Here is a 20,666-nt window from a genome sequence, read left to right on the forward strand (position 1 = left end):
CCCATTGGAGAGGCAGCCAAGTGGCTGAAGACGCTCACCTGTTAAGGGAATGTCTGGTTTGTAACCGGATAGAGGGTTCTTATCTAAGGTGTATTTAATACGCATTAGTACTCAACAATAAAGAAGTAAAAGAAAAATGGAGAGCTGGCCGAGTGGCCGAAGGCGCTCCCCTGCTAAGGGAGTAACGGCTTTAAATCCGTTCGAGAGTTCGAATCTCTCGCTCTCCGCCATTTTCTTCTTATGAAGAATAGTGGTTGTGTAGAACGAAAGTTCGCTATCTTTAGACTAAGATATAAAAAATAGTTCATGAGGGCGCGTAGCTCAGCTGGATAGAGTACCTGGCTACGAACCAGGCGGTCGCAGGTTCGACTCCTGCCGCGCCCACCACTTTCTCCAAGTGGTAAAATAATGAAGAGCAGCTATTGTTAAAGCTGGATAAAATTTTAAACTTTGGGCGTGTAGCTCAGCTGGATAGAGTACCTGGCTACGAACCAGGCGGTCGCAGGTTCGACTCCTGCCACGCCCACCACTTTTCTACTTAGGTAGATATAGAATGACCTAGCTTTTGCTAGGTTTTTTTATGGGAAATATTCTAACACTCTTCCTTTATTAGTAGGAGTGCTAAAATAAAAGCAGCTTATGTTAAGGCTGGATAAATAAGTTTTCATACCGTGGGCGCGTAGCTCAGCTGGATAGAGTACCTGGCTACGAACCAGGCGGTCGCAGGTTCGACTCCTGCCGCGCCCACCACATTTCTACTTTGGTAGATATAAAAAAACCTAGCTTTTGCTAGGTTTTTTTATGCCTGAAATATATGTCCTAGCACCTTTATTGGAAGGAATTAACCTGAAATAACGGATAGCTCAGGTTAGGTTTGAAAATAAACGTTTCCTGACGCATGCATAACTCTGCTGGATAGCCTTTTACTGAATAGACAGTTGGCTACGACTGGAACCCTATACGGCCGGAAGGTCAACTCCTGCCGCGCGCCCCCCACATTTCTACTTTGGTAGATATAAAGAAACCTAGCTTCTAGTAGGTTTTTTTATGCCTGAAAGATATTAAATGTTCTTTTTTTAAGAGCGACCGCTCAAGCAAAAGTCAATCATGAAAGCGAAGGTTAAATTTTAATACCGCGAACATAAGTCAACTGCGCAGTTTTATTTTAAATAACAAGCTAGCTACGATTAAATCAATTTACGGCCTCAGGCTCGTTTACTAACGTATCTGACATTAGCTCAAGTTGGAGACATATTAATGTTTCCTGTTTTCTAGGGGATCAATGGCTCTATCAAAGGCAATTGTATAAAGCTTAATACGAAAAGTGTGGCTACTTTATTTCTTGCTAATTTATTGATTGTTTTTACTTACCTCAAGACTCTGACAATAGTAACGATGATCATCCTACACCCAAAGATTAAATTGTGAGGCGTAATATCAGCATGAATAGTGATAGTGCTTTATATGGCTCTTGAATGACGTTTTCGACTATGCTTAAACTATTTACCTTGGTTAGAATTATTTGAACACTCCCTGAGATTCAGTGTTATTTATTAGATTTTTATGATCGAATGGATACTGGAATAAAGGAGTGTTTTGGCACGAAAGTAGCTATGAAACGACCAATTATCAAGGTTATTCAATTCAACTTATTTAATTTAGGCATTAGTTGCTTACTTTATGAAATAAACAGTACGGTATCAGTTGTTTTTTAGGGTTAACTATCCAAATACTTGGATGTATATTCAGTGTTTATGAATGCAAATATACATTATGTATATTGTATAAAATCAGTACTTATCTTTTTCTGATACCCTATATTCATGCTTTTGATAATGTATACAATATTTAAAGTATGCAAAATGGCATGTATATTTCTGTTGTTATGGTGAATATTCGTTGTTTTGGGGGTTGACGGTAAATTATTTTTATGAAACACCATAAAATTGTTTGCATTGTAGGTATTGGAGTGATTATTCTAATTGCAAGATTTTTGAACGAGAATAAAAAATGGACAATATGCAGCAGCAATTTATAGAAGCTGGAACACTCATGTTAGCAGGAATGGTATTTGTGTTTGCATTTCTAGGTGTATTAATTATCTTTATTAATACTGTGTTGGCAAGACTAGCGGTAAAGTTTCCAGATGCTATTGTAGTGCCACATTCTCGACCTAATAAAAAAAGTAAGAGTAATAGCAAAACTACGGGTGAAATTTCACCGGCAGTTGTTGCTGCAATCAGCGGGGCGGTTCAACGGTATCGGGCTCAACATAGCCAAGATAAATAAGTTTGACCAATATTGAAACTCTTCTTCACCACTATATTTTAAAAGTTAGATAAAAGGGCATTAACATGAGTAAGCCATTAGGTATCACCGAAGTTGTCTTAAGAGATGGACATCAATCAATTTTAGCCACTAGGCTTCGTTTAGCCGATATGCTGCCTATCGCAGCAACACTAGACGAGGTTGGTTATTGGTCAATTGAATCTTGGGGTGGTGCAACGTTTGATTCATGTATTCGTTACTTGGGTGAAGATCCATGGGAACGTATTCGTGCCCTTAAAAAAGCGATGCCTAAGACCAAACAACAAATGTTGTTTCGTGGTCAAAATATACTAGGTTATCGCCATTATGCTGATGATGTAGTAGAAAAATTTGTAGAACGTGCTCATATCAATGGTATTGATGTTTTTCGAATTTTCGATGCCATGAACGATGTTAGAAACCTGCAAACTTCTATTAAAGCCGCTGTTAGAGTTGGGGCACATGCCCAAGGTACATTGAGTTATACCGAAAGCCCAGTGCATACACTTGAAGGCTGGTTGACTATGGCTAAGCAGCTTGAAGATATGGGCGCTCATTCACTTTGTATTAAAGATATGTCGGGTTTATTGAAGCCTTATGATGCAGCAGAGTTAATTAGTCGTCTTAAAGAAACAGTTTCTCTACCTATTGCTTTACATTGCCATGCAACTACAGGTTTGAGTGTTGCTACACAAATGAAAGCTATTGATAGTGATGTTGATGTTATCGATACCTCAATTTCTTCGATGAGTATGACTTACGGTCATTCGCCAACAGAAACAATTGCCGCTATTGTTGAAGGTAGTCCACGAGCATCTGGTCTAAACGTTGAGAAAATGGCTGAAGTTGCCGCATATTTTCGTGGCGTTAGAGAAAAGTATGCTGAATTTGAAGGTAGCTTAAAAGGTGTTGATGCCCGTATTTTAACAGCACAAGTTCCTGGTGGCATGTTAACTAATATGGAAAACCAGTTAAAAGAACAAGGCGCTGCAGACAAGTTCGATGAAGTATTAACTGAAATACCTAAAGTTCGTAAGGATTTAGGTTATATCCCACTAGTAACGCCAACGTCGCAAATTGTTGGTACACAAGCAGTACTTAACATCTTAACCGGTGAACGTTATAAGTCTATAACAAAAGAAACTGCAGGTGTATTGAAAGGTGAATACGGTGCAACCGCAGCTCCTGTTGATGCTGAGCTACAAGCACGTGTTTTAGATGGCAAAGAAGCTATCACCTGTCGTCCTGCTGATTTGCTTGACCCTGAAGTTGATAAACTTTCAGCAGAATTGCAAATTTTAGCAAAAGAAAAGAATATCAATCTAGCTGATGAAACTATTGATGATGTATTAACTTATGCATTATTTCCACAGATAGGTTTGAAGTTTTTAGAAAACCGTAACAACCCAAGTGCTTTTGAACCTATTCCAACAAAAGCAAGTGCAAAACCACAAAGTAGCTCAGCGTCAAATCCTGTGTGTTCTCCTGAAAGTTACGCAGTAAGTGTCGATGGCAAGGTTTATGATGTTGTCGTCGCTGCTGGAGGCTGTATTGAGGCTATTACGCACCCCGCTGGTGATGATGCCATGAAACAATCCGCATCTATCACTGCTGAAGAAACGTTAAATGCGCCATTAGCAGGTAACATCTTCAAAGTAATCGTTCAAGAGGGTGACCACGTAGAAGCTGGTGATGTAGTTATCATCATGGAAGCGATGAAAATGGAAACAGAAATTCGTGCAGTTTCGGCTGGCGAAATAGTATCTTTGTTCACCAGAGAGGGCGACTCAGTTGCCGTTGGTGATGCCTTACTTAGTTTTTCTTAGAGGCCAACATGGATTCTTTAAATACTTTATGGTTATCAACAGGCTTGGCGAATTTTGAATTAGGCCAAGTTGTGATGATGTTAGTTGGCTGTGGTTTACTTTATCTTGCCATTGCTCGTAACTTTGAACCTTTGTTATTATTACCTATGGGTTTTGGTGCGATTTTAACTAACATCCCTGTTGCTGGCTTTTCAGAAGTTGGCGGTTTGTTACATTATATCTACTATGCTGGTGTTGATACGGGAATTTTCCCACTCATTATCTTCATGGGTGTTGGTGCTATGACCGACTTTGGTGCTCTTATAGCTAATCCTAAAACACTATTTTTAGGTGCAGCGGCACAGTTTGGAATATTTGCTACATTATTTGGTGCTATAGCGTTAAATTATATTCCAGGTATAGAGTTTACGCTTAAAGATGCTTCTGCCATTGCAATTATTGGTGGCGCTGATGGTCCAACGGCTATTTTCCTTGCTTCAAAGTTAGCACCTGAATTACTTGGCGCTATTGCTGTCGCGGCATATTCGTATATGGCATTGGTTCCAATTATTCAACCGCCAATAATGAAAGCATTGACCACTGAAGAAGAACGTAAAATTGAAATGAAGCAGTTACGACCTGTAACTAAAATTGAGAAAATTGTTTTCCCAATTGGTGTGCTAGCCATGACTATTTTCTTTTTACCTTCCGCAACACCTTTAGTAGGGATGTTTTGTCTAGGTAACTTAATGCGAGAGTCTGGTGTTGTTGATCGTTTAAGTTCTACAGCACAAAATGAGCTTATCAACATTACCACTATCTTTTTAGGTTTAGGTGTTGGTTCAAAACTGAGTGCTGATGCTTTTTTAAATGTTGAAACCTTAGGCATTTTGGCTTTGGGCGCCGTAGCGTTCTCAATCGGTACCGCTTCAGGTGTGATTATGGCCAAGACGATGAATAAGTTTTCTAAAGACCCTATTAATCCATTAATTGGTGCGGCGGGAGTATCTGCAGTACCTATGGCTGCACGTGTTGCTAATAAAGTTGGTTTGCAAGCAAATCCACATAACTTCTTATTAATGCATGCAATGGGCCCTAATGTGGCTGGTGTGCTCGGTTCAGCCGTAGCTGCAGGTATTTTATTGGCCTTAGTGGGCGGTTAGCGTTTAACTGAATAATACCAAGTTGATAAAGTTCTTTCCCACTCAGCGAGAATTAAAAGGCTTAGAGGCAAGACATTGATTGAAGAGAATGGTTATTCCCTTGTCAAAATCAATAACGCAGCATGTAAGCCTTTTAAACTCGCCCTTTGGGAACTTGTTCTATGCCCATTAGCATCGTTAAATTTATTTGATTTAGAATGACTAGACCTAAACAAATTTGCCTTGTTATTGAACATTTAACATAGCTCTGAGTTGGGAAGAAATTTAATCAAATTGGTATAAGTTGTACTGTTAAAAAACCGAGCTTAGCTCGGTTTTTTTATGCCTGTTTCCTGAAGTTTGAATAGCTTTATATAAACCTAAGAAGATTACTTACTGGTATATTGGTAGCCATCGTCATAAAATACAGTTAATAACAATTTAAGGATTATATAAGTTAATCATGAAACTACCTCTCATTATGCTTACCGCGTTAATCGCGCTTACTGCCTGTACAAGTTCTAGTACTGGTCGAAAACAAGTGATGTTATTTTCAGATGCAGAGCTTGATAAAATGGGCGCTGCTTCATTTGAAGACATGAAAAAGAAAACACCTATAAGCACAGATAAAGCGACTAATGACTTTGTGCAATGTGTTGCTAAATCGATAACTAAAAATGTCGCTAAATCGGTTCATCAAGGTGACTGGGAAGTTGTTGTGTTTGATTCCGCACAAGTGAATGCTTTTGCTTTACCTAGTGGTAAAATTGGCGTCTACACCGGTATTTTAAATGTGACTGAAAATCAAGATCAGTTGGGTGCGATTATTGGACATGAGGTTGGTCATGTTATTGAACATCACTCAAATGAGCGTTTATCAGCTAATAAACTGCAAAATATGGGGATGGCTGCTGCAACCGCCGCTGTTGGGTTATCAGACGTGGAAAATAAAGGCTTATGGATGGCAGGATTAGGTTTGGGACTGCAGTATGGCGTTATTATGCCTTATAGTCGTGCTCATGAAAGTGAGGCTGATATTGTTGGCCAAGATCTGATGGCGCGTTCTGGTTTCGAACCAAGCGCCAGTATTAAGCTTTGGCAAAATATGGCGAAATTAAGTAAGGGGGCTCCGGCAGAGTTTATGTCGACTCATCCGTCAAATAAAACGCGTATAAACCAGCTAACAGAACACTTACCTAGTGCTATGACTCTTTATAAAACAGATAGCAGACCTAATTGTCAAAAACCTAAAGTAATCCCTTCGCCGAAGGCGTAAGCCGTCATTTGTGTTATTTACAGCAATTAAAGTAAATTAACTTTAATTGCTGTAAATCCTTATGGCGTAAAGAATGTAGAGTTATACCTTAAGGATTTAATTTGTGGTTAAGCCATGTTTCACCATCTTTTTCAAAACATAGGCGGTCATGTAAACGATTAGCTCGACCTTGCCAAAACTCAATAGCATGAGGTTTTACTCGCCATCCTCCCCAAAACTCAGGATGAGGTACTTCACCTTCTGAAAACTTATCTTGATAATGGCTCATGCGCTCTTTGAGTTCATCATCGTATTTAAGTTTTTGACTTTGCTTTGATGCCCAAGCACCAACTTGACTACCTCTGTCTCTACTATGAAAGTAATCAGCAGATTCTTGTATAGATACTTTTTCAACCGTACCTTCAATACGAATTTGTCGTTGTAAGACATTCCAGTGAAACAATAAGGCTACTTTATTGTTTTCAGCTAGCTCATGGCTTTTACGGCTTTCGTAATTAGTAAAAAACACAAACCCCTCTTTATCATAATCTTTGAGTAGGACCATGCGAGAACTAGGTTGTCCGTCACTATTACAGCTACTGACAGACATAGCTTCCGGTAGCAATATCCCTGACTTATTTGCATCAGCAAACCATTGTTCAAATATTTGATCGGGCGTTGTGTTAGAAGAGAGTTCAGGAAGAGGTAAAGCGACGCCTTGACCAAAGGTAAACAGGCAACGCAGTTTTTCAAATAACGTCATAATATTTAAAGTTAATAGAAAATAAAAGTATGCAGTTATTCTATGCTTAAATGACGTTATTGCAAAGTTATATCAAGCTAATACCAAGATGAATTATAATTTGTTACAGCCTACCAATCCTCACTATCATCTAATAAGTCTTTAAGGCGTTTTTTCTCTCTCAATTCATCAATACGCTTGCGCGCTAATAGATTTTTTTGGGCTTGTTCTTGAGCATTCTTTTCAGCTAAAGACGTACCCTTTAGACTATTGTTGTCTGTACTTTCATCTGAACCGCTATCACTTGATTCGTCGGGAAAGTTATCATCAATATCGATTTCCATTTTCTCTACCTTTTTTACTAATTAATAAAATACTTCAAAGTATATTGTTTAACATAGGTAAGATAATGGCTATTTTCAATGCATCTTTACAAAAAAATATCAAAAATATGATAAATAATTACTGACTAGTTTTTTTTTAATCTAAGTTGGTATAAAGCTTATACAAGTCGCTTATTCGCCCTTTATAGCGGGCTTAAATATAGACATGTTAGATAATATAAATTTCTCTATCTGGCCATGAAAAGTCATCTTGGGAGATCTATACCCAAACCACTTGGAAATCCAGGATTCAGTAAAGTGAGAAAGAGTTATATTCAAGGCATTGATTGAAAGTAATGGTTGTTCCATTATCGAAATTAATAACGCAGGAGATAACCCTTTATCGCTTTACCCTACGGGAGCTAAGCTAGAAAATCAGTGCTGCGTTGCAATACTTTATAAGGGAATAACCATTATATTCCTATCACGCCTTGCTCTGATACCCTAGCTTAGCTCTGAAACTGCATTTCCAAGTGGCTTGGGTATATAAGCAATAAAAAACCAGTGACAAGCACTGGTTTTAGTTTACATTATTCATGTACGATATTTGAAGCGATTACCAGCCTTCAACGCCTTTCATGTCAGGGAGCTGATGAGCAATACCTTTGTGACAATCAATACAGGTTTTTTCACCTGAAGCTAAAGCGGTAGAGTGTTGGTAAGATGCACGCTCACTTTGCTCGGTAAAGTCCATATAGTCGAAGTTATGACAGTTACGGCACTCTAAAGAGTCATTGGCTTTTAAACGTTCCCATTCATTTTGCGCTAAACGTTTGCGATGCACTAAAAACTTCTCTCGAGTATTAATGGTGCCAAAAATAGCGCCCCAAACCTCTTTAGATGCTTTCATTTTACGCGCAATCTTGTCAGTCCAATTATGTGGAACATGACAATCAGGACAAGTAGCTCGAACGCCTGAACGGTTGGAAAAATGTATAGTCGTTTTTAACTCTTCATAAACATTATTTTCCATTTCATGACACGAAATACAAAACTTTTCCGTATTGGTTACTTCTAAAGCGGTGTTGAAACCACCCCAAAATATAATACCAGCGATGAATCCGCCTATAACCAAAACGCCTAAGCTGTAGTAGCCACTTGGTTTAGTTAGTGTTCTCCAACCAATCATTAATATGTTTTTCATGGCGCCTCCTAATGCTCTTTAGCGCTAGTGGTTTTTTGTTTCATCAAAGTATGCATATCAACAAAAGTATTTTCCACTAGTGGTTCAGCATCAAGTTGAGTGACATGACACTGATTACAAAAATAACGACGAGGGGATACTTCTGCTAAGAAGTTACCATCTCTGTCCATGTAATGTGTAACACTCACCATAGGTGCCTGTGATTTTTCCGTACGATGACGAGAATGACAAGACATACACTTGTTATTGTTTTTATTCACCTCATAACTACGCGTAGTATGTGGAATAACAGGTGGCTGCATAGGGTAGTTACGACCCTGTTTGATATCCTTGTTTATCACTTTAGGAATGATGTTAGGCTCTTTTTGCACATCAATAGGAGTTGCATCCCTTAGTGTTGCAACAGAGTTAACTGTTTCTTTATCTGCTGCATTAGCGTTTAGAGAGTACATAATTGGCGATACTGCTAGTACCAATAAACTGGCAATTGCTGCTAGGTTTAAATTTTTCATTGTAGACTCCTAAACTTTAACAATTTTAATAGCACACTTTTTATAATCTGTTTCTTTCGATAACGGATCGGTGGCATCTAAAGTGACTTTGTTAACTAAACGACTGGCATCAAACCAAGGCATATACACTAAACCAACAGGTGGCTTATTACGGCCTCTTGTTTCAACACGTGTTTGTACTTCACCACGTCGAGAAATAAGCTTCACTAAATCACCGCGGCGCATGTTACGTTTTTTTGCATCATCAGGGTGCATGTAAACTAATGCATCAGGCATCGCTTTATATAACTCAGGTACACGTTGTGTCATTGAACCTGAATGCCAATGTTCTAGTACACGACCGGTAGATAACCATAAGTCGTATTCTTCATCTGGAGACTCAGCTGCAGGCTCATAAGGTAGAGCGAAGATAACAGCTCTGCCATCAGGTTTTCCGTAGAAGTCCCAGTCACTACCAGGTTTACAATACGGATCAGAACCTTCTTTAAAGCGCCATTTAGTTTCTTTACCATTAACAACAGGCCAGCGTAAACCACGCTCTTTATGGTATCTGTCATATGGTGCTAAATCATGGGCATGACCACGACCAAAGCTGGCATATTCTTCAAATAAGCCTTTTTGGATATAGAAACCAAAATCACGAGACTCGTCATTTAAACGATCTTCAGGTATTTCCGACAGTGGGAACTTACCAACAGAGGCGTCTTTATAAAGCACATCAAATAACGTTTTACCACGAACTTCAGGCTTTTTAGCAATCAGCTCTTCTGGCCAAACATCTTCTACTTTAAAGCGTTTAGAGAATTCTACTAATTGCCACATATCTGATTTAGCACCTTCTGGAGCTTCAACCATTTGGTACCAAGATTGTGTACGACGCTCGGCATTACCATACATACCTTCTTTTTCTACCCACATTGCTGTTGGTAAAATTAAATCAGCTGCCTGTGCGGTAACTGTTGGATACGGGTCTGATACTACAATAAAGTTTTTCGGGTTACGGTAACCAGGGTAAGCTTCTTCATTGATGTTAGCGGCAGCTTGCATGTTGTTATTACACTGCACCCAGTAGAAGTTTAACTTACCGTCTTTAAGCATACGGTTTTGTAAAACGGCATGGTAACCAGGTTTTGCTGGAATAGTGCCTTCAGGCAAGTCCCAAATTTTCTCAGCAATAGCACGATGCTTAGGGTTTTTAACAACCATATCGGCAGGCAAACGATGTGAGAAAGTACCTACTTCACGAGCAGTACCACACGCGGAAGGTTGACCTGTTAATGAAAACGGGCTGTTACCAGGAGTTGAGATTTTACCTGTTAACAAGTGAATGTTATAAACTAGGTTATTGGCCCAAACACCACGAGTATGTTGGTTAAAGCCCATAGTCCAAAATGATGTTACTTTGATTTTTGGATCCGCATACATCTCAGCTAATTCTTTTAGCTTATGCTCAGGAACACCAGAAAGTTTTGATACGGATTCAACCGTATATGTGCTAACAAATTTTGCGTATTCATCAAAGTCAATTGGCGTAGAGCTGCCTTTAGTTTTACCGTTGTTTTTAGCTTTTTGTTCTAGCGGATGCTCAGGACGTAAACCGTAACCTATATCTGTTTCGCCTAATCTAAAGTTTGTATGTTTACTTACAAAGTCTTTGTTTACGCGACCAGTTTGAATAATATAGTTAGCAATGTAGTTTAAAATAGCTAAATCAGTTTGTGGCGTGAAGATCATGCCGTTATCGGCTAAATCGAAACTTCTGTGCTCAAAAGTAGATAATACAGCAACTTTTACATGGGGTGCACTTAAACGACGATCAGTTAAACGCGTCCATAAAATAGGATGCATTTCTGCCATGTTTGAGCCCCATAATACAAAGGCATCAGCAGCTTCTAAATCATCGTAACAGCCCATAGGCTCATCGATACCAAAGGTACGCATAAAGCCACCAACAGCAGACGCCATACAGTGACGAGCATTAGGATCAATATTGTTAGTACGAAAGCCTGCTTTCATCAATTTAACTGCAGCATAACCTTCTTGAACAGTCCATTGACCAGAGCCGAACATACCAAGTGCTTCTGGACCATCTTTCTTCAATGCATCATTAGCTTTTTCAGCCATTACATTGAAAGCTTGATCCCAAGAAATAGGAGTGAATTCACCTTCTTTATCGTATTTACCGTTGGTCATACGTAATAAAGGAGTGGTAAGTCTGTCTTTGCCGTACATGATTTTTGAAAGGAAATAACCTTTCACACAACTAAGACCTTTGTTCACAGGTGATTTAATATCGCCATGGGTAGCAACAACTTTGCCATCCATAACGCCTACATTAACACTACAGCCTGTACCACAAAAACGACAAGCAGCTTTATCCCACTTAAGTTTAGTAATATCGGAGCTGGTAATTAAGTTAGAGGCTACTGCAGGTACAGATACCCCAGCAACAGCAGCGGCTGCTGCAATCGCATTTGCTTTTATAAATTCGCGGCGATTAATTGTCATCGTGTCACCTTCCTTTTGCTTTTTGATTCGGTTTTAAACAGGGTTAATTTTATTCTTTATTCTTTTTTGATGGCTACTTCACTGTATTGTTCTTCAGCATTGTCATCACCACTCTCGTCTAAAACTTGGTGATAAACAGGTGATACGTTAAGTATGCCTTTATGGACTCTTATAATATCTATTTTTTTGTCAAGATCTTTAAAGCCAGTACCTTCAACAGTGAAAACTATTTTACCTTCATCGCTGACTGCGTGAATTTCTGCACCTTCAACAGCAGTAATAACCGCTTTCACTTCATCGAGTTGTGCAAATATTGGCGAGGCAACTAGACTAGCTACGTGGTATTCAGGTGTTCTATGGTCTTTTTGTGTCATATATTTCTTAAATTATTTTTTAAACTGTTGTTTGGTCAAAGTTAAACGCTATTGCATCTTGTGGGCAACTTTTAATGCATGCGCCACATTGAGTACAATCAAGATCATTTAAACTGGGTTGTGGAATGCTTGAATTAAGGTAATTAAATTTTATTACGCTAGTTTCACATTCATCACGGCAACTTTGACAATAAATATTATTTTTAGCTAAACACTTATCACTAATTTCCAACGTTACCGGCCAAGCTTTTTTATTTTTTAAAGTATTTTCTTCAGTAAATACACCCGAAAAAAGCGGTTGTTCACAGCTCTCTATACACTTATTACAAAAGGTACATTCACCTAAACTGAAATCGATTTTTGGAAAGCCATCTTCATCTTTAACAATAATATTGCTCTCGCAACTGCTAATGCAATCTTGGCATTGAGTGCAGCCAGAGGTAAATACCGCTTCATTAATTACCCAAGGTAAGCGTAATTCGTGTTTAGTTTTTACACGTCCGCGAAAAAAGCGCCTTCTTGAAGGATCGGCTAAACGTTCGACTGTTTTAGTGTTGTTAGTAGACAAGAGATTAAGCGCTTGGTGGACCAAAGAATATTTGACTGATCCAGACTGCAAAACCAAAACCGGCAACGATAATTACCGATAAGATAGGTGCTAAAAAAACAGCCAGAAAAATAAAGGTATTTCGCTCATGCTTTTTTTGTTGTTCAGGAGATGTTGCTTGGTTCATAATGCTCTCGAAAGTTTATGATTAAGGTAAGCTAAATTTGGGTTAACTTTAATCCCTTGCTAGGTCAAATAGTTTGATCTAGATCAGGTTTAGCAAATTAACCATAGTTAATTTATGGCCTTAAGCAGTATAGAGTTTAATCGCGCAAAAAAGCTAGGCGAAATATTTTTTTTTTGCTTTAACATACTCGATAACTTGGATTTTATTCACTTACTTCTACTTCAGGGTTTTAAAAAAATATGGTGCAAGTACAAGATTTCCTATCCTGGTTTAACAATTATGTCAGGACAGCAGCAGCAAAAAATGAGCGACGCATGGTCGTTTTATCGGGTTGTGAGTCTTGGGCAATGTCTTTATTACGCTCTATTGATGTGATTCACGCGGCTTTAAGCACAGAGACTAAACAAAATTTTCAAACTTTTTCTTCGCAAGTTCAATGTCTTGTTTATGGTGATAGCGCTATATTTCCTGCAAATGTACAGAGAAAACGCTACCGGGATAAGTTAGGAAGTGAAAGTGATTTTATTATTTTTGTCGATAGTGAGTTTACCATTGATGCATTTGCCGGCTTGTCGGGCACGCTAAAAGCTGGCGGAATATTATTTCTAGTTATACCATCGAGAGATGAGAAACTTGAACAAAGCCTGTTTTTTAAACGCTTTTATTCACTATTATCAAAGATGCCTAGTCATACCATCATAACGGAGTCGCAAGCTTCGGTTTTACCTCTTCATTTTGATGTAGATAATCCGGTAAAGCTGTCGGCAACTTCGACTTACCCACATGGCTGTATTACCCAAGAGCAGTACAGTGCGGTTATCGCCATCAAAAAAGTACTCTCAGGTCAAAGAAAAAGACCGCTAGTGTTAACGGCTGATCGTGGCCGAGGAAAGTCATCAGCATTGGCTATTGCCTGTGCTCAACTGATGAAAGAACACGAACAGGATGAGTTTGATATTGTTATTACTGCTCCTGATGTTCAAGCGCTGTCAGTTTTCTATCGGCAATTAAAGCAAAGCTTAAATTGCGTCGAGCAGCAAGGTAATACGATTACCTTTGGCAAGGTTAAGTTAACGTTTATGGCTGTTGACCAATTAATAAGGTCACCGATAAAACTTAATCTTCTTTTGGTCGATGAAGCTGCGGCAATTCCTGTTTATCTACTTGAACAATTACTTAGAAGTTATCATCGGATGGTTTTTTCTAGTACTGTTCATGGTTATGAAGGAGCTGGGCGAGGTTTTACTTTAAAGTTTAAAAAAGTACTTGATAGGTTATGCCCACAATGGGTGAATTTACATATTAATCAGCCGATCCGTTGGCGGGAAAATGATCCGCTTGAACAATTGGTCTTTGACGCTTGTTTGTTAAATGCAGAATTACCTAAGTTGAAAACAACATTAGCACCTCAGCCGCCTACCTATGGCAAAGGTAGTTCTGTCGAGAAAGCCGAAGTCCTAAATAAATCAAATGAACCTGTATTCAAAGTTATATCTGCAAAAGAGCTGGTTGCTGATGAAGCACTATTAAAGCAAGTTTTTGCTATTTTGGTAACAGCACACTACCAAACTAAGCCGAGTGATTTACAGCTACTACTAGATAACCCTCAAGTACAATTAACTTGCCTTTACTCTTCCAAAAATAATGATGCAGAAATGCTAGCTGTTGCTTTATTGATGAATGAAGGGAAGGGGAATAACGTGAGTGATGCAGATATTCGAGCAATAAAACATTCTGAACGTCGTTTACGTAATCATTTTTTGCCGCAATCATTATTCAGCCATTGCGGTTTTGAACAAGCCTTTAATTATAAATATTTACGTATTATGCGCATTGCTGTTCACCCACAAATTCAGCAGCAAGGTATTGGTGCTCAATTTATTCACTACATAGAATTATTAGCAAAAGAGCAAGGTGTTGATTTTATTGGCGCTAGTTTTGGGGTTAATCCTGAGCTGCTTTCTTTCTGGCTTAACGCTGGATTTTCTACTGCTAGAATTGGTTTCACCAAGGACAAGGCTAGTGGAGAGCATTCTGCTTTATTAATTAAAGGACTTGTTGTAAAAAGCAAGCAAGAGCAGCAGAGTTTTAAGCGTAACTTTTATCAAAGTTTCGATTATTTACTGTTAGAAGAATATAGAGCACTTACGACGGAGCTTGTATTTTTGTTATTGAGACAAAACTCTAAAGGAGATGTAAGCGCTTTGTCTGAGCGAGATATTGCTAATGTTCAGGCATTTTCACGTGGTGAACGCTTATATAGTAGTTGTTGTTATAGTTTATATTTATGGCTTAAGCAGGATCTGTTGAGTGAAACTAAGTGCCACTCAACAGAAGTTTTACAGCAGTCTTTAGTGCTTGTTGCAAGATTGATTCAAAAGCATGATAGTGACTCTGTTTGCCAACAATTTGGCTTAACAGGGAAGAAAATGCTGAACAATCATATTAAAAACTATGTACATTTAAGACTAAATACTGCAATTAACTGAGCTGATTAACTAAGTCCATTAATTAGGCCTATGAATTAGTTAACTGGCTTCTTTATTTCTTGCATGCCATTGCCAATATCGTTGCATAGCAAGATATTCACAGCGCTTGTTACCACTAAAGTTTATGTCATCATGGTGCAACAACTTAGTTAGATAAAAGCTAATGGTTTTAGCTAAACCACTACTTGGGTTGTTGTTATAGGTGGTAAGTAACATAACCAGCCAGCTTTCCATATAAGTAAATTCATTTGAAGCAGTTAAGCACATAATATTTCTTCTCCATCGAGAGTGTCACTGCTTGTGCTACTTGCAAGTAAGTTATGCCAAATAACTGTTTTAGCATTGGCATTTAAACACTTGCAATCACCGCAATGTAATAAACCTGAATTGAGTAAATGAGAAAGTAGGCTGCTAGAAATCTCAACTTGTACTTTGTCAATTTTGTTAGTGGTAATAGTGGCCATATTTTCTCCCCTTGTTTTATTAAGCATAAACAAAGAATCAATCAGATGCAAATGATAATTATTATCATTTGTTGTTTTTAGTAGAGTGATTGATAGTAATGTTATTTAGTATTACTGATTGCGATTCATCAATTCACTGTATATATACCGGCTATGATTCAAAGTGCAGGATTTTAGTGATAGCTAAAAACTATTTAGTTAAGACATTTATTTTAGACAGTGGTCGTTCCATTATTCAAATGAATAACGCAACATAAATCATTTTTAGCCCATCTAATAAGCGCTTGAGCAACACCACTACATCGTTGCACTTTTTTGTCAGGACGTTACATGGATGGTGTTATTAGAGAATGCAGGAGCATATTCTTCTGAATAACCATTACTACAAAGGTGCGCCTTGTATTGAAATTGCTCAAGCACTCTGAAACCTGTATCTTGATTGGTAACAGGCATAGATGTTGAGTAAAAGGGAGCTAATATATGAATGCAGCAGTAAGCGTACAGTCACTTAGTAAGCAATATAAAGATGTCTGTGCCGTTGATAACGTGAGTTTCGACGTTCAACAGGGCCATTGTTTTGGTTTACTCGGACCTAATGGTGCTGGAAAAACGACGACTATTGAAATTATGGAAGGTATTATAAGTGCCTCTTCAGGACATGTGCTTTATCAAGGCCAGCATGTTGATAGTCAAATATCTCAGCAAATAGGCATTCAGTTTCAACATACCGCTTTACAAGATTTTTTAACCGTTAAAGAAACACTCAACTTATTTGCCTCTTTCTATCAAAACACTTTACCACAAGCACAATTAATTGAACTGTGTGATTTAAGTGAGTTTTTAGATAGGGACAATCGTTTATTATCGGGGGGGCAAAGGCAGCGATTATTACTCGCTTTAGCGTTAATAAATGACCCTCAAATTATCTTTCTTGATGAACCTACTACGGGCTTAGACCCTCATGCCCGTCGAAACTTTTGGCAGTTGATCAAAAATATTAAAGAACAGAATAAAACTGTTGTTTTGACAACCCACTATATGGATGAAGCAGAGCAGCTATGTGATGATATTGTCATCATGGATCTGGGGCGAATAATTGAAGCAGGAACCCCGCATGAATTGTTAGCTAAGCATTTTGAAGATGTTTTTATCTACCTACCTCAGGCACAAATTTCGAATGAATTGGTCAATGTACATGGCTGGAATAAATTAGCTGATCGTATTGAAATCACGAGTAAAAACGTTGAACAAACCTTATCCTTGTTAATGAGAAATAATGTTTCCCTTGATGGCTTGCATGTTAAGTCGGCTAATCTTGATGATTTATTTTTGAAGCTTACAGGTCATTCGTTACAAGCATAACGAGCCCTGACCCTTATATTTTAGGAAATAATATGAATTTCAAACGTTTTTTTGCTGTTTTTAAAGCACGAAATATTGAATTTTTCCGTGATAAGTCATCACTCGGTTGGAATCTATTTTTTCCAATTCTATTACTGGTCGGTTTTTCCTTTATTTTTTCAGGTGATGGTCGCCCAGCCTATAAAATAGGCTTGCTGGTAGATCAAGGTCAATTACAACATGAAAATGCAGCGCAAACATCGCTTACTGAATTACGCTTTATTGATTTTATTAACTATAAAGATCTTGCGTTAGCAAAAGCAAAGCTTAGCCGTCACAGTCTCGATTTGTTAGTTGACTATGATGCTAAGCGTTATTGGGTGAATGAAGAATCATCCAAGAGTTATTTAGTTGAAAAAATATTCCTTGGTCAACAGTCAGGATTTACTCGCCTACAAAGTAGTGGCAAGAACATTCGTTATGTTGATTGGGTGCTACCTGGAATACTGGGTATGAATATGATGTTCAGTTGCCTATTTGGTGTTGGTTATGTCATCGTACGTTATCGAAAAAACTCAGTATTAAAGCGTTTAAAAGCAACGCCACTGTCTGCTTTTGAATTTGTTTCTGCGCAATTATTATCACGGCTATTCATTGTTATGTTCATGTCAACGGTGGTTTATAGTGGCTGTAATATCTTTTTCGACTTTTTCATGCTGGGAAGCTATGTAGACCTTTTCATTATCGGCGCATTAGGTGCTTTTTGTTTAATTAGCCTAGGGCTACTGGTAGCAAGTCGCAGTAAAAGTGAAGAGCTTATTGGCGGCCTTTTAAATGTAACCTCTTGGCCGATGATAATGCTTTCAGGCGTGTGGTTTAGTTTAGAAGGAGCACCTGAGGGATTAAAAATATTAGCAGATTTTATGCCGCTTACTCACTTAGTTGCTGGCGCAAGAGCCGTTATTACTGAAGGTGCCACACTAAGTGATATTAGTTTTCATGTTAATATATTATTGCTGATGAGTAGTGTCTTTTTGGCATTAGGGGCTTATTTGTTTAGTTGGAATACTGAACGTTAAATAAAAATTGAAACGATGGTTTTGTGGTGTAGTATTAGTATTATAAACAGGCAAGTAGAGTAAAGTTTTGATAGCTTTACGACATTATTTGAGTTGGTGGTAATTGCATGGTCATACCAGTATACTTGCCTTGAGTACGTCGTTGTCACATAAATACAATGACATTTACCCCTTATTTTAAGAGACCTATTATGGCTGTAGTGATTAGTGGAACTGGGTTGTACACGCCAACCCAGAGCATCTCAAATGATGAATTAGTACACTGTTTTAACCAATACGTAGAGAAATTTAATCTTACTCATAGTCAGGAGATTGAAGCAGGCAAGATCGTCGCGCTATCTCCATCAGACAGTAGTTTTATTGAAAAAGCTTCGGGCATAAAAAGCCGTTATGTCATGGAGAAAGAAAGCATTTTAAATGTCGATATTATGTCGCCACGTTATACCGAACGTGATAATGACCAACTCTCTATGCAGGCCGAGATAGGTGTTGCAGCAGCTAAGGAAGCGATGTTAGCTGCCAATAAAACACCAGCCGATATTGATCTTATTATTGTTGCCTGTGCTTATACCCAGCGTTCGTATCCTGCTATGGCGATTGAAATACAGAATGCCCTTGGCTGTGGTGGTTGGGGGTTTGATATGTTGGTCGCTTGTTCGGCAGCAACGTTTGGCATTATCAATGCAGCAAATGCTATTCGTAGTGGCACAGCAAAAACAGTGTTGGTCATTAACCCTGAAATACTATCACCACAAATTAATTATCGAGATAGAGATAGTCATTTTATTTTTGGTGATGTAGCAACGGCATCAATTATCGAAGATGAAAGTACCGCTAATGCGGAGCATGTTTTTAAAATCATCAGTGAAAAACCAATGACCAGTTTTTCTAATAATATTCGTAGTAATATTGGTTATATGAATAACTGTAGTCCAGAAAACTCGGATAATGATGACAAATTCTTTATCCAGCAGGGACGAAAAGTGTTTAAAGAAGTTTTGCCTATGGTCTCTAATTTAATTACCAGTGAAATGGCAAAAATGGATATAGGTGCTGATGACATTAAGCGATTATATTTACACCAAGCTAATATCAATATGAATAATTTCATTGGTAAAAAAGTTCTTGGAAGAGAACCAAGCAGCGCTGAAGCGCCTATTATATTAGATGAATATGCAAATACGAGTTCAGCAGGTTGTATTATTGCTTTGCACAAAAATAAACAGGACCTAGCGACTGGAGACAAAAGTGTATTATGTTCTTTTGGTGCAGGATACTCAGCATGCTGTTTATTGTTGGAATATGTCTAAAGTAAAGCTCATGTAAAGTAGGCCTTATATAGAGTAGGAATTATGTCGCAATCTAGCCTTTGGCAACTACACACAGATACGGGAGATTTTGCAGAGCTATGCAATGCCCTTTATCAGCGTGAAATTAGTCTTATTGCCAAAGGCGACTTTTCAAGTGCGCAATCTGTACAAGCACGCTTAGAAAGTTTGTCATATTATATAACTCGTACAGCTCACGCTATGGTAACAGTTATCGCACAAGGGCACTCGCCACTGCTGCTAGATACTCATAATGCCAGTTGGTCAGCCAAACAAGGTAAACAAATACCTTTATCTGGACAAGAAACTGAGCAAGAATGTGCGAACATAATTAACTGGTACTTGCAAAAAGATATTTACGTCGGCCTTGTTGTTCCCGTGTTGTTAGCTGATCATATTATTATTGATTGCATTGATCGGATCGATCTTGATAAGCAGAGGATACGAACAAATGTCGGCGGTTGGTTTTCGTTAACCACTGATGAATTAATGCATAAAGGTCAAGAGACAAATAAGCGCCTGCTCAAACCCAATAAAAAAATAATGACCTCAGCTTGTACGGGGCACTGCTGGCAAGGCAATAATAAACAACTTCCTATTATCCCAACGTTGAGAGAATTGTTACTATCCTGCTCTATTAATTGGAAAAACTTCAAAAAACCGTTAGCTATTTAACTCTGCCCGTAGATAGGTATAATAACGGTAATAATCTCGTATTTGTCTATACACTTTATTTAGGTTGTCATGCGCGTATTCACAGCAATTTTGCTGATACTATTAGTATTACTTCAATACCGACTTTGGTTTGGTAAAAATAGTGTGCCTGATTATCTCGTTCTGAAAGAAAATGTTGTTCGCCAGCAAAGTGCCAATGAAAAATTACAACAACGCAACAAATTACTTTTTGCTGACACCGATGATTTAAAATTAGGACTTGAAGCGATTGAAGAACGTGCTCGAAATGAGTTAGGTATGATCAAAGAAAATGAAACATTCTTTCGTCTTATTCCTAAAGAAAATAGCACTCGTAACGTAAATAATTAGATGAAAGGCAAGGTA

The 20,666-nt window shown here is 38.2% G+C and carries 20 protein-coding genes and 4 tRNA genes; 14 read left to right on the forward strand and 10 right to left on the reverse strand.

Features of this window, described 5'->3' with window-relative positions; genetic code table 11:
* The first annotated feature begins 138 nt into the window (after positions 1–138).
* The 8 genes from CPS_RS04660 (at position 139) to CPS_RS04695 (ending at position 6,530) form a co-directional block, all read left to right on the forward strand.
* A tRNA-Ser gene (locus CPS_RS04660) sits at positions 139–230 on the forward strand.
* An 80-nt stretch (positions 231–310) separates the two neighbouring features.
* Positions 311–387, forward strand: a tRNA-Arg gene (locus CPS_RS04665).
* Between the two features lie 65 nt (positions 388–452).
* Positions 453–529: transfer RNA gene (locus CPS_RS04670), tRNA-Arg, on the forward strand.
* 144 nt (positions 530–673) lie between these two features.
* Positions 674–750 (forward strand) — tRNA-Arg (locus tag CPS_RS04675).
* A gap of 1,260 nt (positions 751–2,010) precedes the next feature.
* Positions 2,011–2,289, forward strand: a complete 279-nt coding sequence (locus CPS_RS04680) for an OadG family protein (RefSeq protein ID WP_011041886.1) — start codon at positions 2,011–2,013, stop codon at positions 2,287–2,289.
* Positions 2,290–2,354: 65 nt separating this feature from the next.
* A complete protein-coding gene (oadA, locus tag CPS_RS04685; protein WP_011041887.1) occupies positions 2,355–4,133 on the forward strand; it encodes a sodium-extruding oxaloacetate decarboxylase subunit alpha in 1,779 nt (592 codons plus the stop codon).
* 8 nt (positions 4,134–4,141) lie between these two features.
* Positions 4,142–5,275, forward strand: coding sequence for a sodium ion-translocating decarboxylase subunit beta (locus CPS_RS04690; protein WP_011041888.1), 1,134 nt, complete (start codon positions 4,142–4,144; stop codon positions 5,273–5,275).
* Positions 5,276–5,717: 442 nt separating this feature from the next.
* Entirely contained in the window at positions 5,718–6,530 is an 813-nt protein-coding gene (locus CPS_RS04695) for a M48 family metallopeptidase (protein ID WP_011041890.1), read from the forward strand.
* Between the two features lie 88 nt (positions 6,531–6,618).
* On the opposite strand, the gene pdxH is transcribed toward CPS_RS04695, so the two are convergent.
* The 8 genes from pdxH to napE all read right to left on the reverse strand — a co-directional run bounded on the left by pdxH (position 6,619) and on the right by napE (position 12,906).
* Complete coding sequence (pdxH, locus tag CPS_RS04700) at positions 6,619–7,272, reverse strand: pyridoxamine 5'-phosphate oxidase (protein ID WP_011041891.1); 654 nt, start codon at positions 7,270–7,272, stop codon at positions 6,619–6,621.
* 110 nt (positions 7,273–7,382) lie between these two features.
* Positions 7,383–7,595 (reverse strand): PA3496 family putative envelope integrity protein, encoded by a 213-nt coding sequence (locus tag CPS_RS04705; protein ID WP_011041892.1) that lies wholly within the window; start codon positions 7,593–7,595, stop codon positions 7,383–7,385.
* 595 nt (positions 7,596–8,190) lie between these two features.
* Positions 8,191–8,778 (reverse strand): cytochrome c3 family protein, encoded by a 588-nt coding sequence (locus CPS_RS04710; RefSeq protein WP_011041893.1) that lies wholly within the window; start codon positions 8,776–8,778, stop codon positions 8,191–8,193.
* An 8-nt stretch (positions 8,779–8,786) separates the two neighbouring features.
* Entirely contained in the window at positions 8,787–9,290 is a 504-nt protein-coding gene (locus CPS_RS04715; RefSeq protein WP_011041894.1) for a nitrate reductase cytochrome c-type subunit, read from the reverse strand.
* A gap of 9 nt (positions 9,291–9,299) precedes the next feature.
* Complete coding sequence (napA, locus tag CPS_RS04720) at positions 9,300–11,798, reverse strand: nitrate reductase catalytic subunit NapA (protein ID WP_011041895.1); 2,499 nt, start codon at positions 11,796–11,798, stop codon at positions 9,300–9,302.
* 56 nt (positions 11,799–11,854) lie between these two features.
* Complete coding sequence (locus tag CPS_RS04725; protein WP_011041896.1) at positions 11,855–12,172, reverse strand: chaperone NapD; 318 nt, start codon at positions 12,170–12,172, stop codon at positions 11,855–11,857.
* 19 nt (positions 12,173–12,191) lie between these two features.
* Positions 12,192–12,740 (reverse strand): ferredoxin-type protein NapF, encoded by a 549-nt coding sequence (gene napF, locus CPS_RS04730; protein ID WP_011041897.1) that lies wholly within the window; start codon positions 12,738–12,740, stop codon positions 12,192–12,194.
* A 4-nt stretch (positions 12,741–12,744) separates the two neighbouring features.
* The gene (gene napE, locus CPS_RS04735) at positions 12,745–12,906 is read right to left on the reverse strand and encodes a periplasmic nitrate reductase, NapE protein (protein WP_011041898.1); all 162 of its coding nucleotides are present in this window, start codon (positions 12,904–12,906) and stop codon (positions 12,745–12,747) included.
* A 239-nt stretch (positions 12,907–13,145) separates the two neighbouring features.
* Between napE and CPS_RS04740 the strand changes: the two genes are divergently transcribed.
* Positions 13,146–15,395 (forward strand): GNAT family N-acetyltransferase, encoded by a 2,250-nt coding sequence (locus CPS_RS04740; protein WP_238383589.1) that lies wholly within the window; start codon positions 13,146–13,148, stop codon positions 15,393–15,395.
* 39 nt (positions 15,396–15,434) lie between these two features.
* Here CPS_RS04740 and CPS_RS04745 read toward each other — a convergent pair whose 3' ends face one another.
* Positions 15,435–15,662, reverse strand: coding sequence for a hypothetical protein (locus CPS_RS04745; protein WP_011041900.1), 228 nt, complete (start codon positions 15,660–15,662; stop codon positions 15,435–15,437).
* Positions 15,653–15,859: a hypothetical protein gene (locus CPS_RS04750; RefSeq protein WP_049757745.1), complete on the reverse strand. Its 207-nt coding sequence runs from the start codon at positions 15,857–15,859 to the stop codon at positions 15,653–15,655. The genes CPS_RS04745 and CPS_RS04750 overlap by 10 nt, the downstream gene beginning before the upstream one ends.
* 480 nt (positions 15,860–16,339) lie before the next feature.
* Between CPS_RS04750 and CPS_RS04755 the strand changes: the two genes are divergently transcribed.
* From CPS_RS04755 to ftsB, 5 genes are all read left to right on the forward strand, one after another.
* Entirely contained in the window at positions 16,340–17,221 is an 882-nt protein-coding gene (locus CPS_RS04755; RefSeq protein ID WP_011041904.1) for an ABC transporter ATP-binding protein, read from the forward strand.
* A gap of 32 nt (positions 17,222–17,253) precedes the next feature.
* Positions 17,254–18,279, forward strand: a complete 1,026-nt coding sequence (locus CPS_RS04760) for an ABC transporter permease (RefSeq protein WP_011041905.1) — start codon at positions 17,254–17,256, stop codon at positions 18,277–18,279.
* Between the two features lie 191 nt (positions 18,280–18,470).
* On the forward strand, positions 18,471–19,589 hold the full coding sequence (locus tag CPS_RS04765) for a beta-ketoacyl-ACP synthase III (protein ID WP_011041906.1): 1,119 nt from the start codon (positions 18,471–18,473) through the stop codon (positions 19,587–19,589).
* Positions 19,590–19,631: 42 nt separating this feature from the next.
* Entirely contained in the window at positions 19,632–20,282 is a 651-nt protein-coding gene (locus CPS_RS04770) for a hypothetical protein (protein WP_011041907.1), read from the forward strand.
* Between the two features lie 69 nt (positions 20,283–20,351).
* On the forward strand, positions 20,352–20,651 hold the full coding sequence (ftsB, locus tag CPS_RS04775) for a cell division protein FtsB (protein ID WP_011041909.1): 300 nt from the start codon (positions 20,352–20,354) through the stop codon (positions 20,649–20,651).
* Positions 20,652–20,666: the final 15 nt, after the last annotated feature.

This window comes from Colwellia psychrerythraea 34H, assembly GCF_000012325.1.
Classification (GTDB): Bacteria; Pseudomonadota; Gammaproteobacteria; order Enterobacterales; family Alteromonadaceae; genus Colwellia; species Colwellia psychrerythraea_A.

Coding starts and splice junctions, on each gene's coding strand:
- napA (WP_011041895.1), bottom strand. CDS start 11,798: ATGACAATTAATCGCCGCGAATTTATAAAAGCAAATGCGATTGCAGCA.
- CPS_RS04690 (WP_011041888.1), top strand. CDS start 4,142: ATGGATTCTTTAAATACTTTATGGTTATCAACAGGCTTGGCGAATTTT.
- CPS_RS04740 (WP_238383589.1), top strand. CDS start 13,146: ATGGTGCAAGTACAAGATTTCCTATCCTGGTTTAACAATTATGTCAGG.
- CPS_RS04715 (WP_011041894.1), bottom strand. CDS start 9,290: ATGAAAAATTTAAACCTAGCAGCAATTGCCAGTTTATTGGTACTAGCA.
- CPS_RS04760 (WP_011041905.1), top strand. CDS start 17,254: ATGAATTTCAAACGTTTTTTTGCTGTTTTTAAAGCACGAAATATTGAA.
- napE (WP_011041898.1), bottom strand. CDS start 12,906: ATGAACCAAGCAACATCTCCTGAACAACAAAAAAAGCATGAGCGAAAT.
- CPS_RS04745 (WP_011041900.1), bottom strand. CDS start 15,662: ATGTGCTTAACTGCTTCAAATGAATTTACTTATATGGAAAGCTGGCTG.
- CPS_RS04770 (WP_011041907.1), top strand. CDS start 19,632: ATGTCGCAATCTAGCCTTTGGCAACTACACACAGATACGGGAGATTTT.
- CPS_RS04680 (WP_011041886.1), top strand. CDS start 2,011: ATGGACAATATGCAGCAGCAATTTATAGAAGCTGGAACACTCATGTTA.
- CPS_RS04710 (WP_011041893.1), bottom strand. CDS start 8,778: ATGAAAAACATATTAATGATTGGTTGGAGAACACTAACTAAACCAAGT.
- ftsB (WP_011041909.1), top strand. CDS start 20,352: ATGCGCGTATTCACAGCAATTTTGCTGATACTATTAGTATTACTTCAA.
- CPS_RS04725 (WP_011041896.1), bottom strand. CDS start 12,172: ATGACACAAAAAGACCATAGAACACCTGAATACCACGTAGCTAGTCTA.
- oadA (WP_011041887.1), top strand. CDS start 2,355: ATGAGTAAGCCATTAGGTATCACCGAAGTTGTCTTAAGAGATGGACAT.
- CPS_RS04695 (WP_011041890.1), top strand. CDS start 5,718: ATGAAACTACCTCTCATTATGCTTACCGCGTTAATCGCGCTTACTGCC.
- CPS_RS04765 (WP_011041906.1), top strand. CDS start 18,471: ATGGCTGTAGTGATTAGTGGAACTGGGTTGTACACGCCAACCCAGAGC.
- CPS_RS04755 (WP_011041904.1), top strand. CDS start 16,340: ATGAATGCAGCAGTAAGCGTACAGTCACTTAGTAAGCAATATAAAGAT.
- CPS_RS04750 (WP_049757745.1), bottom strand. CDS start 15,859: ATGGCCACTATTACCACTAACAAAATTGACAAAGTACAAGTTGAGATT.
- pdxH (WP_011041891.1), bottom strand. CDS start 7,272: ATGACGTTATTTGAAAAACTGCGTTGCCTGTTTACCTTTGGTCAAGGC.
- CPS_RS04705 (WP_011041892.1), bottom strand. CDS start 7,595: ATGGAAATCGATATTGATGATAACTTTCCCGACGAATCAAGTGATAGC.